Annotated in this window: 21 protein-coding genes and 1 pseudogene; 7 read left to right on the top strand and 15 right to left on the bottom strand. The window is 52.8% G+C overall.

Annotated elements, in window-relative coordinates:
- Positions 1-27: 27 nt before the first annotated feature.
- The 8 genes from IT971_RS13020 to rpsF form a co-directional block, all read right to left on the bottom strand.
- Complete coding sequence (locus tag IT971_RS13020) at positions 28-804, bottom strand: ABC transporter ATP-binding protein (RefSeq protein WP_063095626.1); 777 nt, start codon at positions 802-804, stop codon at positions 28-30.
- Between the two features lie 9 nt (positions 805-813).
- Positions 814-1,587, bottom strand: coding sequence for an ABC transporter permease (locus tag IT971_RS13015; RefSeq protein WP_007090360.1), 774 nt, complete (start codon positions 1,585-1,587; stop codon positions 814-816).
- 59 nt (positions 1,588-1,646) lie between these two features.
- On the bottom strand, positions 1,647-2,768 hold the full coding sequence (gene alr, locus IT971_RS13010; protein ID WP_063095628.1) for an alanine racemase: 1,122 nt from the start codon (positions 2,766-2,768) through the stop codon (positions 1,647-1,649).
- A gap of 43 nt (positions 2,769-2,811) precedes the next feature.
- Entirely contained in the window at positions 2,812-4,350 is a 1,539-nt protein-coding gene (locus IT971_RS13005) for a replicative DNA helicase (protein ID WP_007090358.1), read from the bottom strand.
- Between the two features lie 187 nt (positions 4,351-4,537).
- Positions 4,538-5,143, bottom strand: a complete 606-nt coding sequence (rplI, locus tag IT971_RS13000) for a 50S ribosomal protein L9 (RefSeq protein ID WP_007090357.1) — start codon at positions 5,141-5,143, stop codon at positions 4,538-4,540.
- A complete protein-coding gene (locus IT971_RS12995) occupies positions 5,143-6,081 on the bottom strand; it encodes a DUF2232 domain-containing protein (RefSeq protein WP_037990085.1) in 939 nt (312 codons plus the stop codon). Before IT971_RS12995 ends, rplI begins: the two co-directional genes overlap by 1 nt.
- A 47-nt stretch (positions 6,082-6,128) precedes the next feature.
- Complete coding sequence (rpsR, locus tag IT971_RS12990; RefSeq protein ID WP_007090355.1) at positions 6,129-6,362, bottom strand: 30S ribosomal protein S18; 234 nt, start codon at positions 6,360-6,362, stop codon at positions 6,129-6,131.
- A 22-nt stretch (positions 6,363-6,384) separates the two neighbouring features.
- A complete protein-coding gene (gene rpsF / locus IT971_RS12985; RefSeq protein WP_007090354.1) occupies positions 6,385-6,762 on the bottom strand; it encodes a 30S ribosomal protein S6 in 378 nt (125 codons plus the stop codon).
- Positions 6,763-7,293: 531 nt separating this feature from the next.
- Between rpsF and fabD the strand changes: the two are divergent.
- From fabD to mltG, 5 genes and pseudogenes are all read left to right on the top strand, one after another.
- A pseudogene (fabD, locus tag IT971_RS12980) lies at positions 7,294-8,236 on the top strand (ACP S-malonyltransferase).
- A 38-nt stretch (positions 8,237-8,274) separates the two neighbouring features.
- A complete protein-coding gene (gene fabG, locus IT971_RS12975) occupies positions 8,275-9,015 on the top strand; it encodes a 3-oxoacyl-[acyl-carrier-protein] reductase (protein ID WP_063095632.1) in 741 nt (246 codons plus the stop codon).
- Positions 9,016-9,184: 169 nt separating this feature from the next.
- Entirely contained in the window at positions 9,185-9,421 is a 237-nt protein-coding gene (locus IT971_RS12970; protein ID WP_007090351.1) for an acyl carrier protein, read from the top strand.
- Positions 9,422-9,508: 87 nt separating this feature from the next.
- Positions 9,509-10,768: a beta-ketoacyl-ACP synthase II gene (gene fabF / locus IT971_RS12965; RefSeq protein ID WP_037990093.1), complete on the top strand. Its 1,260-nt coding sequence runs from the start codon at positions 9,509-9,511 to the stop codon at positions 10,766-10,768.
- 33 nt (positions 10,769-10,801) lie between these two features.
- Positions 10,802-11,776, top strand: a complete 975-nt coding sequence (gene mltG / locus IT971_RS12960; protein WP_063095634.1) for an endolytic transglycosylase MltG — start codon at positions 10,802-10,804, stop codon at positions 11,774-11,776.
- Positions 11,777-11,795: 19 nt separating this feature from the next.
- On the opposite strand, the gene IT971_RS12955 is transcribed toward mltG, so the two are convergent.
- On the bottom strand, positions 11,796-12,620 hold the full coding sequence (locus tag IT971_RS12955; protein WP_063095636.1) for an SDR family oxidoreductase: 825 nt from the start codon (positions 12,618-12,620) through the stop codon (positions 11,796-11,798).
- A 188-nt stretch (positions 12,621-12,808) separates the two neighbouring features.
- Between IT971_RS12955 and IT971_RS12950 the strand changes: the two genes are divergently transcribed.
- A complete protein-coding gene (locus tag IT971_RS12950; RefSeq protein ID WP_063095638.1) occupies positions 12,809-13,693 on the top strand; it encodes a YicC/YloC family endoribonuclease in 885 nt (294 codons plus the stop codon).
- Between the two features lie 10 nt (positions 13,694-13,703).
- Entirely contained in the window at positions 13,704-14,336 is a 633-nt protein-coding gene (gene gmk / locus IT971_RS12945; protein WP_063095640.1) for a guanylate kinase, read from the top strand.
- 21 nt (positions 14,337-14,357) lie between these two features.
- Here the strand turns inward: gmk and rsmA are convergent, their stop codons facing one another.
- Genes rsmA through lptF form a run of 6 tightly spaced genes read right to left on the bottom strand, consistent with a single transcriptional unit; the run spans position 14,358 to position 21,971 of the window.
- The gene (rsmA, locus tag IT971_RS12940; protein ID WP_063095642.1) at positions 14,358-15,224 is read right to left on the bottom strand and encodes a 16S rRNA (adenine(1518)-N(6)/adenine(1519)-N(6))-dimethyltransferase RsmA; all 867 of its coding nucleotides are present in this window, start codon (positions 15,222-15,224) and stop codon (positions 14,358-14,360) included.
- A 4-nt stretch (positions 15,225-15,228) separates the two neighbouring features.
- The gene (gene pdxA / locus IT971_RS12935) at positions 15,229-16,260 is read right to left on the bottom strand and encodes a 4-hydroxythreonine-4-phosphate dehydrogenase PdxA (RefSeq protein ID WP_063095644.1); all 1,032 of its coding nucleotides are present in this window, start codon (positions 16,258-16,260) and stop codon (positions 15,229-15,231) included.
- A gap of 20 nt (positions 16,261-16,280) precedes the next feature.
- Positions 16,281-17,552: a peptidylprolyl isomerase gene (locus IT971_RS12930; RefSeq protein WP_223305149.1), complete on the bottom strand. Its 1,272-nt coding sequence runs from the start codon at positions 17,550-17,552 to the stop codon at positions 16,281-16,283.
- A 12-nt stretch (positions 17,553-17,564) separates the two neighbouring features.
- Positions 17,565-19,748, bottom strand: coding sequence for an LPS-assembly protein LptD (locus IT971_RS12925; protein ID WP_223305147.1), 2,184 nt, complete (start codon positions 19,746-19,748; stop codon positions 17,565-17,567).
- A 4-nt stretch (positions 19,749-19,752) separates the two neighbouring features.
- Positions 19,753-20,856 (bottom strand): LPS export ABC transporter permease LptG, encoded by a 1,104-nt coding sequence (gene lptG / locus IT971_RS12920; RefSeq protein WP_063095650.1) that lies wholly within the window; start codon positions 20,854-20,856, stop codon positions 19,753-19,755.
- Positions 20,853-21,971, bottom strand: coding sequence for an LPS export ABC transporter permease LptF (gene lptF / locus IT971_RS12915; protein WP_223305145.1), 1,119 nt, complete (start codon positions 21,969-21,971; stop codon positions 20,853-20,855). Before lptF ends, lptG begins: the two co-directional genes overlap by 4 nt.
- Positions 21,972-22,066: the final 95 nt, after the last annotated feature.

The following is a 22,066-nucleotide window of genomic DNA, read 5'->3' as shown; positions in this document are numbered from 1 at the left end:
CGAAACAGGCGAAGGGGCTGATCTTGATCAGAGATGCTTCAGATCAAGATCCAGCGGACCTTCGATATCACCCGAAACGAACTGTTGCAAATAGGGGTTATCGGCATTGTCGATTTCAGAAACCGGACCATCCCAGATGATCTTGCCCTGATACAGCATGGCAACGCGATCAGCGATTTTGCGCGCGCTTGCCATGTCATGGGTGATGGTCATCGCACAGGCACCAAGCTCGCGGGTGCATTTGACGATCAGATCATTGATCACGTCACCCATGATCGGGTCGATGCCAGTGGTCGGTTCATCAAAAAACAGGATTTCCGGTTCGGTGGCAATGGCGCGTGCCAAGCCGACACGTTTTTGCATGCCGCCCGAAAGAGATGCCGGGGACATATTGGCGACTTCGGGGCCAAGGCCGACATCGGAAAGTCTTGCTATGGCAATGTCACGGGCCTGTTTGCGTTTCATGCCGCGGCCTTCGATCAGACCGAAGGCGACATTTTCCCAAACAGGCAGGGAGTCAAACAACGCGGCCCCCTGAAACAGCATGCCGGTATGATCAAGCATGTCTTCACGGGCGGACTGCGATGCCCCGACCATTTCAACACCGTTGACCTTGATGGATCCTTGTTCAGGTGTCAGCAAACCCAGAACGCATTTCAGTGTAACGGACTTACCAGTACCAGAGCCGCCGATGATGGCAACGGATTCTCCCGGGCCGACATCAAGATTGACCCCCTGGAGCACCTTTTTGGGGCCAAAGGACTTGTGTACATCACGAAGCGAGATTTTGGCTGTGTCGCTCATATCCCGACCTTAGCGTGTGAAGAAAAGTTCGGTGACGATGTAGTTCGATATCAGAATCAGGATAGAGCTTGAAACCACAGCATTGGTTGTGGCTTGCCCGACGCCTTGTGCGCCACCACGCGAATGATATCCGTGATAGCAACCCATAAGCGTGATCAGGAAGCCGAAGACCGCCGCCTTGACCAGACCCGAAACCACATCAAGCTGTTCAAGATACTGGAAGGTGTTGCGGATATAGGAACCGTCATTGAAGCCGAGCTTGTTCACCCCGACAAGATATCCGCCCAGCACCCCGATGATATCCCCGATCAGGACCAGCACGGGCAGGGTCAGCAGCCCGGCAATGACACGTGGGACCACCAGATATTTGAACGGGTTGGTCGACAGGGTCACCAATGCGTCGATCTGTTCGGTGACGCGCATGGTACCGATTTCAGCCGCAATCGCCGCCCCGACACGACCGGCCACCATCAGGCCGGCCAAAACCGGGCCCAGTTCGCGGGTCATCGAAATGACGACAACCGTGGCAACCGCACTTTCGGCAGAAAAGCGTGAAAAGCCTGAATAGGATTGCAGGGCCAGAACCATCCCGGCAAACAGGGTCGTCATGGCGACGACCGGCAACGAGAAATAGCCAATCTCGCGCATCTGTTTGAAAATCAGTCGGAAATAGAATGGCGGCGTTACCATATGGCCAATGGTGCGCCCGGCAAATACCGTTACGCGACCAACGAGAGCCAAAAAGGCAAGGAACATACGGCCAACCGGCGCAAAGATCGGCATTGGAATTATTATTTCCCCTGTTGCAGGCCAGTCATTGACTGTTGGCCGATTTCTTCAAGTCAGCTTTCTGTATAGACCCGCCGATAGCGATGTCCAAGAGAAGTCAGTATTTCATAACCGATTGTACCCGCAGCACTTGCGATGTCGTCAACTGTCATTTTGTCATCAATCAACGGAATCATATCGCCCGGCTGCAACGGCTTGCCCGGAAGATCGGTGATATCAATACTGATTGCATCCATCGAAACCCGTCCGACATACGGGACTTCATGCCCTTTGATGCGCAGTTTTCCTGAATTCGAAAGCGAACGCAGCCATCCATCGGCATAACCAACGGCAACTGTCGCAATGCGGCTGGCTCGTTCCGCGCGCCAGGTGCTGCCATAACCAACCGCCTCGCCAGCGACGATCTGACGCACCTGAAGTACCTTTGCGGTCAGTTTTACCACCGGACGCATCGGGTTGGTGGTTTCGGGGGTCGGGTTTCCACCCCAAAGCGCAAAGCCCGGACGGCAGAATTCGAGGTGATAATCGTTGTTACGGAAAATCGCCGAGGAATTGCAGAAACCGCGCGGAGCAGGCGGCAGGCGGCGATACCATTTCATGAACAGTTCGTACTGTTCGGCCGTGACCGGATTTTCAAGCTCGTCGGCGGCGACCGGGTGGGTCATATATCCCGCTTTTTCGAAGCCGTATAAAAGAGACGAATAACGATCCACCAGTTCGCCGATCTCGCGCGGGGCAAGACCCAAACGGTTCATCCCGGTATCAAGATGAATGAAGGCCGGTGCGGGGCGTTCATGTTCACGGCAAAGATTTGACCAGCGTTCGATCTGACCTAGGTCATTAAGCACCGGAATGACGTCATTTTCGATAAAGAATTCTTCGTCACCGGGCAGAACGCCATTGAGAACCGCAATGCGACCGCCGCCACGCAGAAGCGGGAACAGGTCGGCTGCTTCGTTTGCCTGTGCGACAAAGAAAAGACGACAACCCTGCTTTTTGAGAACAGGCACAATGGTTTGTGCGCCAAGGCCATATGCATCTGCTTTGACAACCGCGCCACAAGTCCGCCCTTTGTAGCGTTTCTTGATGATCTGGTAGTTGTCAGCAATCGCCTTCAGATTGATCTGAAGTTCGGCACACTCAGCAGCACGGCCGGCGGCGGGAAGAACGCTCATTCGCAATACCCCGTGGAGTCCGTTTCGGTTTCAGGCTCAAGGCCTATTCATATTCTTCTTCGATATGGTCAAGGTCGCCAAACTTGGTGTAGTTCCCGTCAAAGAACAGGCGTACGTTGCCCACCGGGCCGTGACGCTGTTTAGCGATAATGACTTCTGCGGTGTTATAGACGTGATTCAGGCGATCCTGCCACTGGGAGTAACGTTCGCCGAACTTGTCGGTAGCTTCTTCCGGACGTTGTGCCGGTTCTGCACGTTCGAGATAATATTGTTCACGGTAAATGAACATCACAACGTCGGCGTCCTGCTCGATCGAGCCCGATTCACGCAAATCCGACAACTGCGGACGTTTGTCTTCGCGCTGTTCGACGGCACGTGAAAGCTGCGACAGGGCTAGAACCGGAACTTCGAGTTCCTTGGCGATTGCCTTTAGCATCCGGGTGATTTCGGAAACTTCCTGTACGCGGCCATCGCCGCGGAAGTTGGTTGGCGGTGCCAGAAGTTGCAGGTAATCGACGACGATCATCGCAAGGCCGTGCTGACGTTTCAGGCGGCGGCAACGTGTGCGCAGGGTCGAAACCGGAAGAGCCGGCGTATCATCGATATAAAGCGGAACGGTATTGAGTTCCTGAGTGGCAACCACAAGACGCTGGAAATCGTCTTCGTTCAAATCGCCGCGGCGCATGTTGTCGCCCGAAACCTCGGCCGCCTGGGACAGAAGTCGCCCAGCCAGCTGTTCTGCCGCCATCTCGAGCGAAAAAACCGCGACAGCGCCGGTCTTGAGTTCGTCGCCCGCCTCGGCACCGGTTTTTCGGTTCTGATGCGATGCAATGGCGGCGTTAAATGCCACGTTCATTGCAAGCGCGGTTTTACCCATTGATGGACGTCCGGCAAGGATCAGCAAGTCAGAAGCGTGCAGACCGCCAAGCTTACGGTCGATATCGCGCAGGCCAGTGGTTACACCAACAACCTTTCCGGCATTTTTATAGGCGTGTTCAATGTTTTCGTATGCCTTGGTCAGGGCAGGGCCGAATGCAACGAAACCGGATTCAGCAGCACCCGCCGTCGCCAGAGAGAAAAGTTTCTGTTCGGCTTTCTCGATCTGGTTGGCGGCGTCAGTTTCGATTTCGTAGCGATAGGCTTCGTTGACGGTGTCTTCGCCGATTTCAATCAGTTCGCGGCGCAGATACAGGTCGTATACCAGTTTGCCGTAATCGCCGGCATTGATAACCGAGACAAGGTTGTTTGACAGTTCGGCCAGATATTGCGCGCCACCGATTTCAGCCAGATGTTCGTCCTGCCGAAAGAACGCCGACAGGGTCACCGGGTTGGCTAGCTGACCGCGTTCGATCAATTTGCCGCAGGCTTCAAAAATACGGCCATGGCGGGCGTCCGCGAAATGTTCGGGACGCAGTATATCTGAAACGCGTTCGTAAGCGGCGTTATTGTTCAGGATGGCGCCAAGCAGTGCTGCCTCTGCCTCGAAGTTATGAGGCGGAGTCCGTTCGAGCACCATTTCAGTGTTGCCACCGTGGTTTTCTTCGAGGGGTGCGAACAGGGCATCTAGCTGGGGATCAGTCATGGCGTAAAAAGGTATCAGTCATCTTGTTGGGCTGAAAGGGCTAATCGGTATAACTCATAGCCGGTATTCCGCAAGCGCAGAGGTCGCCTTCGGTGTAAAAAGCTGAAATATATTACAAAACCATAAGAAAACGGCGCATCCTTGCGGATACGCCGTTTCCAAACTGGCTTTGAATGAAAGGCAACGATTAAACGTTGGCTTCTTCTTCGCCTTCAGCTTCGTCAGCAAAGTCTTCCGGAACGTCTTCTTCGAAGAGTTCTTCAGCAGCTTCCAGAGCTTCTTCGGCTTCCATTTCGTCGATGGTGCCCAGAACGGCGCCGCCCTTACGAAGCTGCTCGACGGCATCTTCTTCGGAACGTGCGACGTTGGCGGTCACTTCAACGGAAACTTCCGGGTGCAGGTTGATTTTGACCTGGTGCAGACCAAGGGTCTTGATCGGCTGATCAAGAACGACCTGGGTGCGCGCAACGGTAAAGCCTGCTTCGGTAACCGCGTTCGAGATATCACGTGCGGTAACCGAACCGTAAAGGTGACCAACATCGGATGCCTGACGAACGAGGGTGACAGCAACGTCGCCCATGTTCTCGGCAACCGCTTCGGCTTCTTTGCGGCGGTCAAGGTTGTCAGCTTCGAGCTGTGCTTTTTTAGCTTCGAAAACTGCCAGATTTGCTTTGTTTGCGCGAAGGGCCATGCCCTTCGGAAGCAAACGGTTGCGGGCATGGCCCGGCTTGACGGTGACTACGTCACCCATCTGACCGAGTTTTTCTACCCGCTGGAGCAGAATAACTTCCATCACCGATCCTCCTCATTGCTGCGGGTCATCGGTTGTTTCCCCCGCAGCCTGATTAAATGCTCAACAATTCCAAGTCCGGTGATCGCGATAAACGACCATGTGGACAGAACCGCGACGATATAGAATACCGTCAGTATCATACGTTTTTGCGGCCAACGGGCTGCCTGCCCGTGCACCAGTGCCAATCCCTGCATCAGGAACGGCACTGCCAGCACCACCGCGACGTTTCGCGCCACATAGGCCAAAGATCCATCGGCAAAGCCGACCAGAAATCCAGCCAGGGCGAACGCAAACAGTGACCATCCAGGCAAGGCCATCGAGGCCAGATCGGGCGACGGACGCAAATTGCGACCGGACCGCACCAGAATTGCCTGTGCGATCGCAGCATTGGCAAACAGCATAAGAAGCCAGCTTACCGCCACAATCGCCGGGAAATACGTTTGGAACATGTCGATGATATTCTGAAGTTCGGGCGTCATAGGGACCCCCATTTCTGAATACATCTGACCCAGGAACTGCGAAATGAATTCCTGGATGTCCAAACCTTCCGCCGTTACGCTGCCGGTGATGACAATCATCACCATTGCAATCATGACGGCCATGGCGCTTACCACTATTCCGGTCGGAACAAAGCCCGGTTTCCCGGTTTCGTCCTTGCGGATGACCAGCGCCATGCGGGTCAACAACATCGCCGGTCCGGCAAACACGACCATAAAGACCGTGAAAGGCAGCAGTCCCCCCAGTAGAACAAGGGCACTACATGCGGCAATTGCCGCAACCAGCAGGCGTTTTGGACCTTGCCACAATCCGATAAGAAAAAGTGGCAGGTGCCCGAAATATGAAAGCAACAGAGCCAGCGGATTACCTGACAATACAAGCAGGAACAGGACAGAACTGCCCAAACCTGCACCGACTGCCATTAAAATGTTACGCGACATCAGTTACTCCAGGCCCGAGACCGCAAGAGGGTCTCTTGCCGACTGCCTCAGACCTGATCTGAATACGGCAGCAGCGCCAGGAAACGGGCACGTTTAATGGCTTTCGCCAGTTCGCGCTGTTTCTTGGCCGAAACCGCAGTGATACGGCTCGGAACGATTTTGCCGCGTTCGGAAACGAAACGCTGCAGCAGTTTGACATCTTTGTAGTCAATCTTCGGCGCATCCGCACCCGAGAACGGGCAGGTTTTGCGGCGACGGAAAAACAGACGACGTCCAGCCATAATAAATTCTCCTCGCTATCTGTTAGCCGTGCTGACGGGGACCGCCACGGCGATTACCGCCACGGCCGCCGCGCTCGTCGCGGTTACGCAGAATGGCTGACTGTTCTTCTTCGAACTCTTCAACCTTGACAGTCATCTGACGCAGAACGTCCTCGTTCAGGCGCATCTGACGCTCGTATTCCGCGATCGTGGCGTTGTCGGCTTCGATCTGGAAGAGAGTATAGTGACCTTTGCGGTTCTTCTTGACACGGTATGTCAGGGAACGCAGGCCCCAATATTCGGTTTTGGCAATTTTGCCACCAAGACCTTCAACGGTCTGGGCCAGTTTTTCATTCAGGGCTTCGACCTGTGCGGTCGAGAAGTCCTGACGTGCGATAAACACGCTCTCGTACTTATTCATAATACTCCTATTACTCCTTTTGGCTTGTCTCTTCCTCGCATGACCTCGTGCCATGCAGGCATAGCCGGGCAACCCCGGCAAGGAGCCGTGAGACGGCGGAATATACACTTTTCCACAGGGCATGCAACCGTAAATGCCCCATCAAACTTCTGCTGAAAACCGCGCGAAACCTGCCATCATGAACGGTATGGGTATTGATCGTTCTTTAATAGTGGTAAACCGCAGAAAACCGGCCTTTTGTGTCATTCAGTGCAGAATTGAATAGCACTTGTATATATCAGGTTGGATGCTTGATGCTTTGCGGGCAAGAACGCGCCGGAAGCAAACAGGCCACGTTGCACTGCGCAACAAGGTTTTGTTTTCGGCGTTTGGCAAGTCTGTTACCTTTCGGGCAACAAAGCGACGGAAAGTCGCATGACAATGTCGTCTGTTCTTGACACAGGGCTTGCGGGCAGTATCAAGGTTAGCTCGAAAAAAGGGATCTGACCGAACCGGGTCCTTACGAAAGCAGACAAGGGTAAATTACACATAATGACACGCGCATTCGTTTTCCCCGGTCAGGGGTCGCAAGCGGTAGGTATGGGCAAGGAACTGGCAGATGCATTTCCGGTTGCCCGCGAAGTTTTTCAGGAAGTTGATGACGCTCTTTCGCAGAAACTCAGCACCCTGATGTTCGAAGGTCCTGAAAACGAATTGACGCTGACGGAGAATGCGCAGCCTGCTCTGATGGCTGTCAGTCTTGCGGTTACCCGTGTTCTTGAATCCGAAGGCGGTTTCAAGCTTGCAGATAAATGTGATCTGGTTGCGGGCCATTCGCTGGGTGAATATTCGGCCCTTGCAGCTGCAGGCACCTTTGGGATTGCAGATGCAGCTCGCCTTCTGAAAATTCGCGGGCAGGCGATGCAGGCCGCTGTGCCGGTTGGTGTCGGCGCGATGGCAGCTCTTCTTGGGCTTAACTATGTCGACGCCGTTGCTGTTGCCGAAGAAGCTGCGCAAGGTGATGTCTGTACCGCTGCAAATGACAATGCCGACGGACAGGTTGTTGTTTCGGGCCATAAGGCGGCCGTTGAGCGCGCGATCGAGATAGCCAAGGAAAAGGGTGCAAAACGCGCTATTTTGCTGCCGGTATCGGCACCGTTCCATTGCCCGTTGATGCAACCGGCTGCAGACCGTATGGCCGAAGCACTGGCGTCTGTGGCGATGAATGCCCCCGGTAAACCGGTTGTCGCAAACGTGATTGCGGAAAAAACTGCTGATCCGGAAACCATTCGTAAACTCCTTGTGGAGCAGGTTTGCGGAACCGTGCGCTGGCGTGAGTCTGTTCTTTATATGAAAGAGCAGGGTATCACCGATCTGGTGGAGCTGGGCGCGGGTAAAAGTTTTGAGTGGTATGGTTCGCCGTATCGACCGTGATCTTACCGGTTTGGCCGTTAACGGCCCGGCCGATATCGAAAGCTTCCTCGGCACGCTTTAAGCGTTGCTCGAAACAGACGAACCCAAAGGGATAGATTGATGTTTGATCTTGCAGGCAAGACCGCACTTGTAACCGGCGCGACTGGTGGTATCGGCGGTGAAATTGCCAAAATTCTGGCTGCGGCCGGTGCAAAGGTTGCTCTTTCGGGCACGCGCGTAGAACGCCTTCAGGCTGTTGCTGCGGAAATTGGTGAAAATGCTGTTGTCGTTCCGGGTAACCTTTCTGACCCGGAATCGGTTGCCGGTCTGATCAAGGATGCCGAAGAAGCCCTTGGCGGTCAGCTTGACATTCTGGTCAATAATGCTGGTATTACCCGTGATCAGCTCGCGATGCGCATGAAAGACGAAGACTGGCAGGCGGTTCTCGATGTGAACTTGACGGCTGCTTTCAAGCTTGCGCGGAACTCGTTGCGCGGGATGATGAAACGCCGTCATGGCCGTATTATCAATATTACCTCGATCGTTGGTGTGACAGGGAATCCGGGCCAGACCAACTATTCGGCAGCGAAGGCCGGAATGATCGGATGGTCAAAATCCTTGGCACAGGAAGTTGCATCGCGCGGAATTACTGTTAACTGTGTTGCACCGGGGTTCATTACCACGGCGATGACTGACGAGCTTGATGACGGACAGAAAGAAAAGCTTCTGACCAATGTTCCTGCCGGGCGCATGGGGGAAAGCAAAGAGATCGCAGCAGCGGTTCTGTATCTGGCAAGCGACGAAGCCGCTTATGTCACGGGGCAGACCTTGCATGTGAATGGCGGAATGGCGATGATTTAACCCGTTGCGGGTTGCTTGCTTTTCTGTTTAAAAGAGGCCGCTATAGAAAATCACGAAACCGGCAATTGCGGTTGTCGGATTCCGGTCCTCGCAAATTCCTTCAATAGGGGGAAGGCGCGAAGAACCAATCAAAACCAACTGACAGAAAACCTATTGAAGGATTTGAGCTATGAGTGATGTCGCAGATCGCGTGAAGAAGATCGTTGTCGAGCACCTCGGTGTCGAGGAAGACAAGGTCACCGAAAACGCAAGCTTCATCGACGATCTGGGCGCCGACAGCCTGGACACTGTCGAGCTGGTCATGGCGTTTGAAGAAGAATTTGGTTGCGAAATTCCTGATGACGCAGCAGAAAAAATTCTGACCGTTAAAGACGCGATCGACTTCATCGAAAAGGCGAACGGCTAATCTTGCCGTGAGACATGGGCGCCAGAGGGCATCCTCAGGCGCCCTTTTCGTCTTTGCTGTATTCATAAAATAAAGGCGTAGTGCGGGATGAGACGCGTAGTTGTTACCGGTATTGGTGCTGTTACTCCGCTTGCCAGCGGCGCACAGAACACCTGGCAGAAATTGCTGGACGGCCAATCCGGAATCAAAAGCATCGACACTTTCGATGTGTCCGATATCCCGGCCAAGATCGCTGGCCTTGTGCCGCGCGGTGTGGGTGACGGACTTTTCAACGCGGAAGATCATGTCTCGATCAAAGACATGAAAAAAATGGACGATTTCATCGTCTATGGTGTTGCCGCTGCCGATCAGGCACTGGCCGATTCCGGCTGGAAGCCCGAAACTGATGAAGACCAGGAAAATACTGGTGTTTTGATCGGTTCGGGTATTGGTGGTTTGCCGAAGATCTCCGAAGCCACGGAGCTGGTGAATAACGGCAAAACCCGCCGTGTCAGCCCATTTTTCATTCCGTCCTGCCTGATCAATCTGGTTTCCGGCCAGGTTTCGATCAAACATGGCCTTAAAGGTCCTAACCATGCTGTCGTTACGGCATGTTCAACCGGTGCGCACGCCATTGGCGACGCATCGCGCATGATCATGCTGGGCGATGCCGATGTTATGGTTGCCGGGGGGGCTGAAGCCGCTGTTTGCCGGTTGGGTATGGCGGGCTTTGCTGCGGCGCGTGCCTTGTCCACCGGTTACAACGATACCCCGACCGAAGCATCGCGCCCCTGGGATCAGGGCCGTGACGGTTTTGTCATGGGGGAAGGTGCCGGTTGTGTGGTGCTTGAAGAATACGAGCACGCCAAAGCCCGTGGCGCTAGAATCTATGCCGAAGTTGCCGGTTATGGCATGTCGGGTGACGCTTATCACATCACGGCACCTGCCGAAGACGGCAATGGTGGTTTCCGTTCGATGCGCAATGCCCTTCGCAATGCGGGCGTTAACCCGGAAGACGTCGATTATGTGAACGCACATGGTACGTCGACTCCGTTGGGTGATGAAATCGAACTCGGTGCGGTAAAACGTCTGTTCGGGGATTCGGTATCGAAACTTTCGATGTCCTCGACCAAATCGGCAACCGGCCATCTTCTTGGCGCAGCAGGTGCGATCGAGGCTGTGTTCTCGATCCTTGCAATCCATGAAGGTATTGTTCCGCCGACCCTTAACCTGCGTAATCCTTCCGAAGCTTGCCTCGGAATTGATCTGGTTCCGCTTGAAGCGAAGAAACGCAAGGTCAATGTCGCCCTGTCGAACTCGTTCGGCTTTGGCGGTACCAATGCTTCGCTGGTCTTCAAAGGCGTTTAAGACAGCAGATTCAACCTGACAGAGGGAAACCCCTTGAAGCGTTTTCTGCTTGTTCTTGGCTTTTTATGCATCACCGCCGCGCTCACCATTGGTGGGGCGGCGGTGTATGTTTATGTGCAGTATACATCGCCCAGCAAGCTGGCACAGGGCAGTGATATTGTCATTCCGCAGGGTACCGGTGTTCGCGGGATTGCGGACATCTTTCGCCGCCAAAATATTATTCAGGAACCGCTTGTGTTTCTGCTTGGCGTCCGCATCGCCGGGCTTGATCGGGCATTGCGCGCAGGAGAATATCATTTTCCTGCGCGTGTCAGCCCCAAACAGGCCGCAGAAATTCTTGCGACCGGTGATACTGTAAAACGGTTTGTGACGATCCCTGAAGGGCTTCGCTCAAGCGAGATCGTCACCCGTATCAATCTTGTAGATGGGCTCATTGGTGAAATTTCTGATGTTCCGCCTGATGGTATGCTTCTGCCAGAGACCTATCAGTTTTCGTTCGGTGATACGAAACAAAGCATCATTGATCGTATGGCAGCAGCACATGATGCGCTGGTAACCCAGTTATGGCCGGGACGAGAAGCCAATCTGCCATATGATACCATCGAAGAAGCGATTGTTCTGGCATCGATTGTGGAACGGGAAACCGGTGTTGCGGCGGAACGTCCACGTGTTGCGGGGGTTTTTGTCAATCGGCTCAGAATGAATATGCGTTTGCAGTCCGATCCGACGGTTGCTTATGCAATCAGCCCGGATAAACCGCTTGACCGTGCCTTGACACGCGCTGATTTGAAATTCGATAGTCCCTACAATACTTATGTGTCATCCGGGTTACCACCGGGACCGATCACAAATCCCGGACGTGACGCGATCTATGCCGTTTTGCATCCTGCCGAAACTGACGAGGTTTATTTCGTCGCGGATGGAACGGGCGGTCATGCCTTTGCCCGGACTTTGGACGAGCATAACCGCAATGTCGCGCGTTGGCGCCGCATCCGGGATCGCCAATAAGTAACTGATTATCCCCGTTTTATTGACGCGGCTGTATATGTTCGGAAGTTGATGCCAGTCTTTGGCGCGTTTGGCTTTTCGATGCCTTTCGCGGGATACGCGATGCCGCCATGTCCAGCAGTGATTGCGGGACCATTTTCAGAACACCAACCAGAATGTTCATTTGCCAGGGAAACGCGATCATTCCCTTGTTCTTCGACAGGCCTTTATCAATCTTGATTGCTGCCTTGTTGGCCTGCATGAAGAATGGCATGGGGAAGTCGTTGGCATCGGTAATGCGGCTTTTGACAAATCCCGGACAAATCACATTCACCTTTATCCCGAAGGGGGCAAGGGCACCCCGGAGTCCTTCGCCATACGTCCTTACGGCGGCCTTGCTGGCACAGTAAGCCGGGGCGGACGGAAGACCACGCCAAGATGCCTGCGATGAAACCATTGCGATCTGGCCGTGCCCACGTGCGGACATGAAGGCGATGGCAGGATCAATCGTGTTGAGAACCCCCGCAACATTGGTTGCAAAAATATCGCGTACCTGATCGGGGGCTTCGCCCTCGCTGCCGGTTCCGGCTGAAATACCCGCATTGGCGATAATCAGGCTCAGCGGTGTAATCTGGTCGCATTTGGTAACATATTCAGCCATCGTTTCGCGTTCGGTCACATCAAGCACATCGGCAAATACATTTGCCCCTGCCGCGCGGCATTCATTTTCGACCAGTTTCAAACGTGTTTGGTCCCGGCCGCTGATAAACAGGGTGACCCCGGTGCGGGCATAGTGACGCGCAAGGGCGGCCCCGATGCCCGAGCTGGCACCGGTAATCAGGATGGCGTGGTATTGCAGTGACATGGTTGCTCGTGATCCCGTTGGACGTGTTCCGAATTGTTCGCGCGGAACATGGGACAGCATTAGGGCAGCATTATGAAATGCGGGCAATAACTGTCTGTCTTGATGATTGATCATCAAACGACAATCCTTGGCGCGCCGAGGAACAACCGTTATAAACGGGCAACCGACAATTCAGACTGGATAAGAATATGACCGTATCAAGCATGACCGGGTTCGCCCGCACCGACGGCGGTGCAGAAGGCTTTGGCTGGACCTGGGAGCTTCGCAGTGTCAATGGCAAGGGATTGGACGTTCGTACGCGCCTTAGCGGCGGCTTTGAACGTCTGGAGCCTGTTGTACGAGACGCCGTCGTCAAACGGTTCAAGCGAGGCAATATGGGGGTCACGTTAAATGTTGTCCGCCCCGGGGAAAACAGTGCCTATCGCATTAACCGCGATTTACTTGGCGAATTGGTTGCGCTAGCCGAGGAATTTGATCGCGCCAGCAGCCTTTCGGCCGGGACGATTGCAGATTTGATGAATGTGCGTGGCGTTCTCGAAGCGGTCGAACAGCAGGAAGACGACGACAGTCGCGAAAATCTGGATGCCGCGATCCTTGAAAGCTTTGGCGAGGCGCTTGATCAACTGGCAGCCCATCGCGCCGAAGAAGGAGCGAAGCTTGACGAAATGCTGCGCGGTCATATTGATCGTATCGAGGAAACCGTCCTGAGTGCTGAAAATTGCGCGTCCGTTCGAAGCGATGCGATCAAGGCAAAGCTCAAGCGTCAGATCGATGAGCTGATGGAAACAGGCAAGTTCGATCCCGAACGGCTTCATCAGGAAGCAGCTTTGCTTGCGACCAAGGCGGATGTTCGGGAGGAAATTGATCGACTTAAAGCCCATATTATCGCCGCACGCGACATGGTCCAAAAAGGCGGTGCGATTGGCCGTAAACTTGATTTCCAATGTCAGGAATTCAATCGTGAAGCCAATACGCTCTGTTCCAAGGCGAATGATATCGAACTGACCAATTGTGGTATGGAGCTTAAGGTCATAATCGATCAACTGCGCGAGCAGGTTCAGAACGTTGAATAAGGACAATCCGATGACGGATCAGGCAAAACGTCGTGGTGTTATGCTGGTATTCTGTGCCCCTTCAGGGGCAGGGAAAACCACGATCACACGCCAGATTTTGGAAAAAGACAGCCAGATTTCTCTTTCGGTTTCTGCGACAACACGTGCAGCGCGTCCGGGCGAGGAAGAGGGGATACACTACTTCTTCAAATCCGTTGATGCCTTCAAGCATATGATCGCCGATGATGAATTACTGGAATGGGCGGAAGTGTTTGGCAACTATTATGGCACGCCTAGCGGCCCGGTCGAAAAGGCGCTTTCCGAAGGCCACGATGTTCTGTTTGACATTGACTGGCAAGGCGCGCGGCAAATACGCGAGAAGGGTGGGGATGATGTTGTTTCTGTCTTCATCCTGCCGCCCTCGTCGGCCGAGCTTGAACGCCGTCTTCGTGATCGGGGACAGGATGCTGATGATGTGATCATGAAGCGTATGGCAAAAGCCGGTGCCGAAATCAGCCATTGGGAAGAATTTGACTATGTTCTGATCAATGATGACCTTGAACGTTGTCTTGCCGATGTACAACATATCATTGGTGCAGAACGCGTTAAACGCGAACGCCAATCCCAACTGCCGGGGTTCGTTAAAAAGCTTTTGACAGATTGATGATCCGAAATGGCCGCCTAATCAGGCGACCATTTCGTCATGAACAAGTGTTAGTCGAACGAAATCGGCTACACTTAATTCTTCTGCACGTGCTGTCTCTGTAATTTGTGCACGTTCCAACAACATTCCGACATCCATGTTCAATGTCTTCAGGCTAGCGCGCAGCATCTTGCGCCTTTGGCCAAAGGCTGCCTGTGTTATCTTGCCCAGACTGACAAGATTTACAGCTTCGCCGCGATCTGTTTTGGGACGCAGTTGAACGACAGCTGAGGTTACCTTGGGCGGTGGGGTGAAGGCACTACGGTGCACATCAAAAAGTATCTGGCAGTCACATAAATACTGGCACAGGACCGAAAGGCGGCCATAGGCCTTGCTTTTCGGGGCGGCGACAACGCGCTCTGCGACTTCTTTCTGGAACATCAGGGTCAGGCTGGCAAACTGATCAATCTGCATCAGCCAACCCAGCAAAAGTTGCGTGCCCACGTTATAGGGAAGGTTGGCGACAATCTTTCGCGGAGCCGAGCCGAGTGACGTAACATCAACGTCAAGCGCATCCCCATCGATCACATGAAGCGCCCCCGGATAGTGATTGCTGATTTGTTCAAGAACCGGTTGGCAACGGGGATCACGTTCGATAACCGTCAAGTTCTTTGCGCCATGATAAAGCAAGGCGCGTGTCAGACCACCGGGGCCTGGACCGATTTCAATTACGGTTGCGTCATCCAGTGGTGCAGCCGCGCGCGCGATCCGCCCGGTCAGGTTCAGATCAAAAAGGAAATTCTGGCCAAACTTCTTCTGCGCGGACAGTTCATGCGTTGCAATGACGTCGCGCAAGGGGGGAAGCCCATCATTGGCAAGGCTGGTGGTTTCGTTGTTCTGGTCTGACACGATGTCAGGCTCCTTGTGAGGCAGCGTTGCCGGCTACTCGTTTATGTGCCATCTCAGCCGCCATTTTGATGGCCGCGATCAGGCTGTCAGGCCGTGCGATGCCTTTACCTGCGATATCAAGAGCCGTCCCGTGATCAGGGGACGTTCTGATAAAGGGCAATCCTAGCGTGACGTTCACACCGCCATGGAAATCAAGTGTTTTGACCGGAATCAGAGCCTGATCATGATAGGAACATAGGGCGACATCGTAGTTTGCACGTGCCTCGGCATGGAACATGGTATCGGCGGGGAGGGGCCCAACGACATCAAACCCGTCATTCTGCAATGCCTTTATGGCAGGGCGCATTATCCTGATTTCTTCGTCGCCCATTGATCCATCTTCACCGGCATGCGGGTTTAATCCGGCAATCGCAAGCCTTGGTTTTTCCAAACCAAAATCCCGTTGCAACGACTTTGACGTGATGCGGACCAATTGTTTGATCATTTCACGGGTAAGTTGCTTTGGCACTTCCGAAAGGGCGATGTGGATTGTCATCGGTACGACGCGCAATTGACTATTGGCCAACATCATAACCGGGATGGTGCCCGGACCAGAAAGCTCTGCCAGAAATTCGGTATGGCCGGGATGTTTGAACCCGGCTTGATAAAGCGCGCTCTTCTGAATCGGGTTGGTTACCACAGCACTTGCTGTTCCTGATCGCGTCAAGTTAACGGCATGGGTTATGCTGTCTATTACAATAGATGCGGTTTTGCTGGATGCAGTTCCATGTTCGATATCTTGTGCAGTGCCGGGAATTTCAAAAACCGGAAGGGCGTCCTCAAAGAACTTACCTGTTTGGCTGACCTCGTTTATCACCTTGGTTTTTACCCGTAGCCCAAGACTTTCGATGGTTTGATCCATGATTGTCTTGGGACTGAGAATGAAAAATGGAGGCAGTACATGGTCTTTGCGCGACAGCCACGCCTTGAGGGCGAGCTCCGGGCCGATGCCGCCCGGTTCTCCCAGTGTCATTGCAATCGGCTTGATGTTGCTCATCGGCTAGCGTCCTTTCCGGATTACATCCGGATATCGATAAACGCATTGCGGCGCAATTCACGCAGTTTACGGCGCGCCAGAATTTCGAGGCGTTCCATTTCAATACGTTGGCGGATGCTTTCCCGATCCGGAAGAGTACTTTCTTCGGTTTTGTCGCAAACCATGACAAGCAGGGCACCGCCATCAACCTTGATCAGATCGGAAATACCGCCTTTATCCAGATTTGCGACGGCATTGCGTACAGGCCCTGCAAGATCGTTTGGTGATATGCCTTCAGTCTTTCCGCTCATGTCCGAACCAAGGTCAACCGCAACATTTGCCAATGATTGGCAACTGTCGGCAGTTTCTTTGGCATTTTGCAGGATACCAAGTTTGGAGTTGACCTCATCTTGAGGCGTGTTGGCTGCAATCGGAACAAAGAGCTGATATAGATCAAGCCGGACATCTGTCAGGGCGTTGGCATCTCCCCGACGGCGTTCAAGCAGTTTCAGGATGTAATATCCGCGAATGGTTCTGATAGGATCACTTACATCGCCCGGCTGCATCTGGTTAATGGCCTGCTGCAATTCTCCGGCCATTTCACCGGAATAAAGCCAGCCAAGGTTACCACCGTTTGCTGCACTTGAGCTTGCCGAAAACTGTCTCGCCAGGCCGCCGAAATTAGCCCCCTGTTCAAGGGCCCGGATTACCTCGCGGGCATTCTGGTAAACTTTGGTTTCGTCCTGCGGATTATCGACAGGCAGGAAAATTTCCTGAACATTGTTACGTGGCTTGCCCTGGTTGCTGCGAATACGTTCGAGGTTGTCATCAATTTCTGTATCGGAAATCTCGATTTCGCGACGCATGGAACCCAAAAGTTTCTGCCATGCAATTTGGGGACGGATCTGGTTTCTTATGGTTTCTGGTGCGATACCATTCTGAGCCAGAAACTGGTCAAGCCCACCCGTTGGCAATCCTGAATTTTGCTCAATCAGGGTTTTGGCGCGATCAATATCTGCGTCCGTCACCTCAAAGCCGCGACGTTCAGATTCCTGCAGTTGCAGCTTTTCATTGATCAACTGCTGTAAAATCTGTGGTGCCATCTCCTGGCTTCGTTGCGGGCTCATCGGAATATTGGAAGAGGCAGCGACAAGCTTGATACGTTCTACCAGATCGACCACCGAAATCGGGGCATCATTGACGACAGCTGCGACGCCGATCGTGCTTTGAGCTCTTGCTGTCGATATCGAAACAGCAGCAAAAAGCATGACAGCAATTGCTGCGACGAGATGAGAAAGTCTGGTGCTATGCAAGGTTATACTGCCTTATAATCCGGCTGCTGACGCAAATTCGCCAAGTGTTTTGAATACAAGTCGGAAAAGAATCTCATCCGACTGACCAAGGTCCTGATCTTCGTAGAATGTTCTTCTGACCCGTCCGTCAAACACGAAGCATTCGTCTTCGTAAACAAAGCCGAAACCGTATTCAAGAGGGTCGTTCTGATCAAGATCATAGCGACTATATGCCATCCCCGACCAGAATTCGCTGAACTGGCGCTCCGCGCGGAAATAAAATTCTTCTCGTTGCCCGAACTCATCACTGCCAGCATCTTCTGCAAAGTGAACGTAATCCAGATTAAGGCGTAACGTTTCCTTTTCACCCAAACCTGCTGATACCTGATTTCGGCGTGTCGAGAAATCTTCATTATCAAGCCTGAAGCGATAGGTCAGGTCGACATATTTGTTTGGAGAGGCGGTTACTCTGCCAACATAATCCGACAGATGGTCTTCGAGGCCAGAGCCTTCTTCAAAGGTATCGCCCTTGTTGGCGCGATAGCTTTGGCCGAACATGGCACTGGTATATCCTCCTTCCTCGCCGTAGACCCCCCATTCAAGGCCGTAGCTGGTTCTAAAACCGTCTTCTGCACGGTCGATACCGCTATATCTGTCATGTGAGAAAATATTGATGTCATCAAACTCGAATGACTGGGAGTCTTCATTCGGAATCTCGTTCGGGTTTCCGCCGTTTGGCGACCATGCGGCCATAACAATCGGTTTGACGATATGATGGTAGCTGCCCTGGTTGTTCACAAATGGCATGTTCCAGTCGACGGCTACCAATGGAAGAATTCGGCCTGCATATCCGTTGTAATCCTGTTGACCGTCTCTCGATACATCCGAAACCATGTAATTGTCGGTGCGAATGGACATCGACAGCTTTGTTACGTCCCCAAGTGATCCGATATAGGGCAGAGCCCAGCCTGCTTTGGCGGAAAGGCGATGAGAGTCCGCCCCTTCTTCCCGGGTGAGCGACAAGGCATCCAAATCAAGGGTGGTGTAACTGCCATATTTCGCCGGAGCCGTTTGACCGTGGAATTGTGCGTGTGGCAAAATGATGGGTGTCGTATCCCGATCATCTTCGGCTTTTAGCCCTTGGAAATAATAGCCGTCGACACGGCTATAACTGGCCCCTCTGAAACCCTCGGTAAACAGGTTGGAGGTCAAAACAGATGGTGAGCCAAAACCATATCGGCTCATATAGGTCTTTTCAGAAGCCTGTTCTGCATCAAATCCCCACCGCCATGTTTTATCGATGTCAAAGCGGCCTTTTGCATCAATGTGCCCCTGAAAGTCGTCCGTATCGTCACTGGTAACACTACTGACAACTTCCATTTCACCGCTGTCAAAGCGTTGGCGATACTCACTGGCGAGAACCGGGCCTTCGTCCGTTGTGTAGATAGGACGAAGGGTTAGATCCTTGCTTTGATCAATAGCCCAGTAATAGGGCAATTCGAAGAACGATCCGACATAACTCGTGCTACCAAAAGATGGTGCCAAAAAACCTGATTGACGTTTAACTGTTGGATCAGGATGCTGGAAATACGGCGAATAAAGAACCGGAATTCCTGCAAATTCCAGTCGGGCATCTTCGTATTCCACGGTTTTTTCTTTGGCATCGTGAAGAACACGGGCTGCTTTGATGCGCCAAAGCGGTGGTGTTTCCGGATCGTCTTCGCAAACCTTGCAAGGAGAGTAAACCGCCTTGGCAATTTCGGTAAAATTCCCGCCGCTTCTGCGCGCGCCGGTACCGGCAATTCGAGTGTTTTCATCAAGAAGAACATAAATGTCTTCAACAATGCCTTCCTTGAAATCACCCGAGAGTTCGACATGACTTGCAAACGTCACTTCACCGGTTGGTTCGGTAATACTGACATTGCCAGACGCCGTAAGCACGTCCTGTGATCTGTCATAGCTGACGGTATCGGCCAGCAAAATACGACCATCCCGCGAGATTTCGACATTGCCGCGCGCTGTTACCGTTTGAAGTTCCCGGTTATAGTCAACTTCATCCGCACTGAAAAGAATCTTGGGCTGTTCGTCGTTTGCAGTGGTCACTTCATCGGACTGCTGTGCCTTGGCGGCAATCGAATACGTTCCGGCCAGTGCAAATGCACAGCCCAGGATGGTCCCCGTTGCCAGTCTTTTTATCATTCCCCCTGTATGAGCCATTCAGCTAGCCGTCCTCCAGATGAAGCAAGGTGGAAACTCCCAATAGCAAAGATATACCTGCAGGTGCCCAAGCCGACAAGACGGGCGGGATTCCGCCTGAAACGCCAAGTGCTGAAATGACATCGGTACAAAAATAAAGAATGAAACCGGTCGCGACACCCCCACCGATAACAAGAGATGCGCGGCGACGTCGAGAAAATTTAAGACAGAATGCAGCGGCAATTAGAACCATTGCGCAAAGCAGCAATGGACGCGACAGCAAGCTGTGAAAATGGATGCGATGGCGGGTTGCGTTGAAGCCGGCGCGTTCCAGAAGGTTGATAAACGGCTTCAGGTCCCAGAACGACATCGTTTCGGGAGATGCAAAACTGTCCTGGATTTTTCGTGCAGTCAGATTTGTGGGCAACATCAATTCGGATGAAAACTCACTAGCCTGTCCCGGATGGAAGGTCCATGCGTCATAGAAACGCCATGTGCCGGGCTCGAGAACTGCACGCTGCGCATCAATTCTGGTTGTGAAATCATCCGCATTCTGAAAACGGAAAACGGTGACGTTCCGCAAGTCAACTCTATCTGTTGCCTGCCCACGAACTTCGCGGGCATATATTACGGCCTGTCCATCCTGCGTGCCCTGACGCAGCCATAATCCGTTTGACGAGAGATTCATGACACTGCTGTTGCCCTGAAGATATCGGGCCTCGAGCGTTTCGTATCTTTGTAGCAAAATTGAAGATAGCGGATTAAGCGCCATAACCTGAATGGAGCCTAGTAAAATCGCGCACATGATTGGCGGAAGTAGGAATTGCCAGGCAGAAACACCTGCTGCACGTGTGACGACAAGCTCCTGATTGCCAGTAAGCTTCCAGAACGAAAACATCGATCCGAACAAGACAGCAAACGGCAGGACCTTCTCTGTCATGAATGGAATTCGACTGGTTGCCATTTGAAACACGATACCAACCGTCGCATCTGGGCGTCCACCGGCGCGACGCAGCAACTCGATTGTATCGCCGATCAGGATCAATCCGATCAAAAGGGCGAGAATTCCCAGAATCGATATCAGAACATGTTTGCCGAAATACCAGGTGAGGGTCGGGGAGATTCTCATGCTGGAACCTCGTCCCGGCTTCCTGCCTTCGCACGGATTTGCGGTCCGCGGAATGTCCAGTAGAGGCCCCCTGCGATTGGAAGAAGCGCATTCAAATACATAAGGGGGACAAGGTCGGGATTCTTTGCTGCAAGGTTCTTCATTGTGATGCTGATCACCTGGAAGACGATCATAATTGCAATCGCAAATAAAAGGCGCCCGGTCTGCCCCCTGCGAGAGAAGCTGCTTGAAACCAGAACTGCCAGTGCAATGCTTGCAAAGCCGATGGAGTATAGCGGTGAAAGTAGCCGATCATGTCCTTCAGCGCGAAATGAGCCAATGTCATTCGGCAAAACATCAGGCGGCATGGTTGTTAGAAGATTGGATACGCTTCGTTCACGCGCTTCTTTGTAACGAAGGGCCGGATCTTCTGCATTATGCGCAATATCGACAGCATAGCGGTCAAAATAGAGGATCGACATCGTGCCGTCCTTCGTGTTGACTTCCTGGCGGTTTCCATCAAGCAATACGATCCGCGGACCATTTTCCGTGCGAACGAGCGCACCATTTTTGGCCATCATTGTGGCCTGTTTGTTTGGATCTCTGGCGTCATGGACAAGAATGCCAAGTAGCTCGTTATCCTGCCCGACTTCCCGGATATAGACTGTCAGACCGTCAAGGTCGGTAAAGCTGCCTTCCTGCAGCAAAACGGATGAGAAATCGTTGCGGATTGAGAACTGCAGTTCTTTGAATTGCTGGTAGCTGTAAGGCAGATAAAACAGCGTCAGGAAATAACCGAAAGCGGCGGTCAGCAATGCTAGTATGAGTGTCGGTTTTGCAAGAGCCCACTGGCTTAACCCGGCGGATCGCATAACGATCAACTCGCGGTCCTGAATAAGTTTGTTATATGTGAAAACTACAACGAAAAAGAGCGAGATCGGTAAAATAATCGCCAAAAAGCTTGGAAGCAGCAGAGATGTTAGCTGCAAAAATACCGATACCGAAAGGCCGCGGTTCACAATCATTTCAATGAAACGCAGGCTTTGCGACAGCCAAATGACACATAGCAAGCCAAGTGTCACAAACACCATCATGATGAACTGCTGTTTCAGCATATATCGGGTTAAACGATTCATTGGCCGGATTATAGAGAAGCGTTCAAAAACCGAAACAGGAAATTAGGGGTAAATCCCGGCAATTACACTGTTACGCGACGGGGCTGGCTGATTGC

The sequence above is a fragment of the Thalassospira sp. B30-1 genome, from assembly GCF_015767575.1.
Lineage (GTDB): Bacteria > Pseudomonadota > Alphaproteobacteria > Rhodospirillales > Thalassospiraceae > Thalassospira > Thalassospira xiamenensis.
This window is presented reverse-complemented; position numbering and strand designations above follow the sequence as displayed.

Bases quoted from the DNA above. Each gene is read 5' to 3' on its own strand.
- IT971_RS13015 (WP_007090360.1), bottom strand. From the start codon at position 1,587: ATGCCGATCTTTGCGCCGGTTGGCCGTATGTTCCTTGCCTTTTTGGCT.
- rpsR (WP_007090355.1), bottom strand. From the start codon at position 6,362: ATGGCTGGACGTCGTCTGTTTTTCCGTCGCCGCAAAACCTGCCCGTTC.
- gmk (WP_063095640.1), top strand. From the start codon at position 13,704: ATGACGGATCAGGCAAAACGTCGTGGTGTTATGCTGGTATTCTGTGCC.
- IT971_RS12925 (WP_223305147.1), bottom strand. From the start codon at position 19,748: ATGGCTCATACAGGGGGAATGATAAAAAGACTGGCAACGGGGACCATC.
- IT971_RS12995 (WP_037990085.1), bottom strand. From the start codon at position 6,081: ATGTCGCGTAACATTTTAATGGCAGTCGGTGCAGGTTTGGGCAGTTCT.
- IT971_RS12950 (WP_063095638.1), top strand. From the start codon at position 12,809: ATGACCGTATCAAGCATGACCGGGTTCGCCCGCACCGACGGCGGTGCA.
- lptG (WP_063095650.1), bottom strand. From the start codon at position 20,856: ATGAGAATCTCCCCGACCCTCACCTGGTATTTCGGCAAACATGTTCTG.
- IT971_RS13005 (WP_007090358.1), bottom strand. From the start codon at position 4,350: ATGACTGATCCCCAGCTAGATGCCCTGTTCGCACCCCTCGAAGAAAAC.
- fabG (WP_063095632.1), top strand. From the start codon at position 8,275: ATGTTTGATCTTGCAGGCAAGACCGCACTTGTAACCGGCGCGACTGGT.
- fabF (WP_037990093.1), top strand. From the start codon at position 9,509: ATGAGACGCGTAGTTGTTACCGGTATTGGTGCTGTTACTCCGCTTGCC.
- lptF (WP_223305145.1), bottom strand. From the start codon at position 21,971: ATGAATCGTTTAACCCGATATATGCTGAAACAGCAGTTCATCATGATG.
- alr (WP_063095628.1), bottom strand. From the start codon at position 2,768: ATGAGCGTTCTTCCCGCCGCCGGCCGTGCTGCTGAGTGTGCCGAACTT.
- rplI (WP_007090357.1), bottom strand. From the start codon at position 5,143: ATGGAAGTTATTCTGCTCCAGCGGGTAGAAAAACTCGGTCAGATGGGT.
- IT971_RS12955 (WP_063095636.1), bottom strand. From the start codon at position 12,620: ATGTCACTGCAATACCACGCCATCCTGATTACCGGTGCCAGCTCGGGC.
- IT971_RS13020 (WP_063095626.1), bottom strand. From the start codon at position 804: ATGAGCGACACAGCCAAAATCTCGCTTCGTGATGTACACAAGTCCTTT.
- pdxA (WP_063095644.1), bottom strand. From the start codon at position 16,260: ATGAGCAACATCAAGCCGATTGCAATGACACTGGGAGAACCGGGCGGC.
- rpsF (WP_007090354.1), bottom strand. From the start codon at position 6,762: ATGAATAAGTACGAGAGCGTGTTTATCGCACGTCAGGACTTCTCGACC.
- IT971_RS12970 (WP_007090351.1), top strand. From the start codon at position 9,185: ATGAGTGATGTCGCAGATCGCGTGAAGAAGATCGTTGTCGAGCACCTC.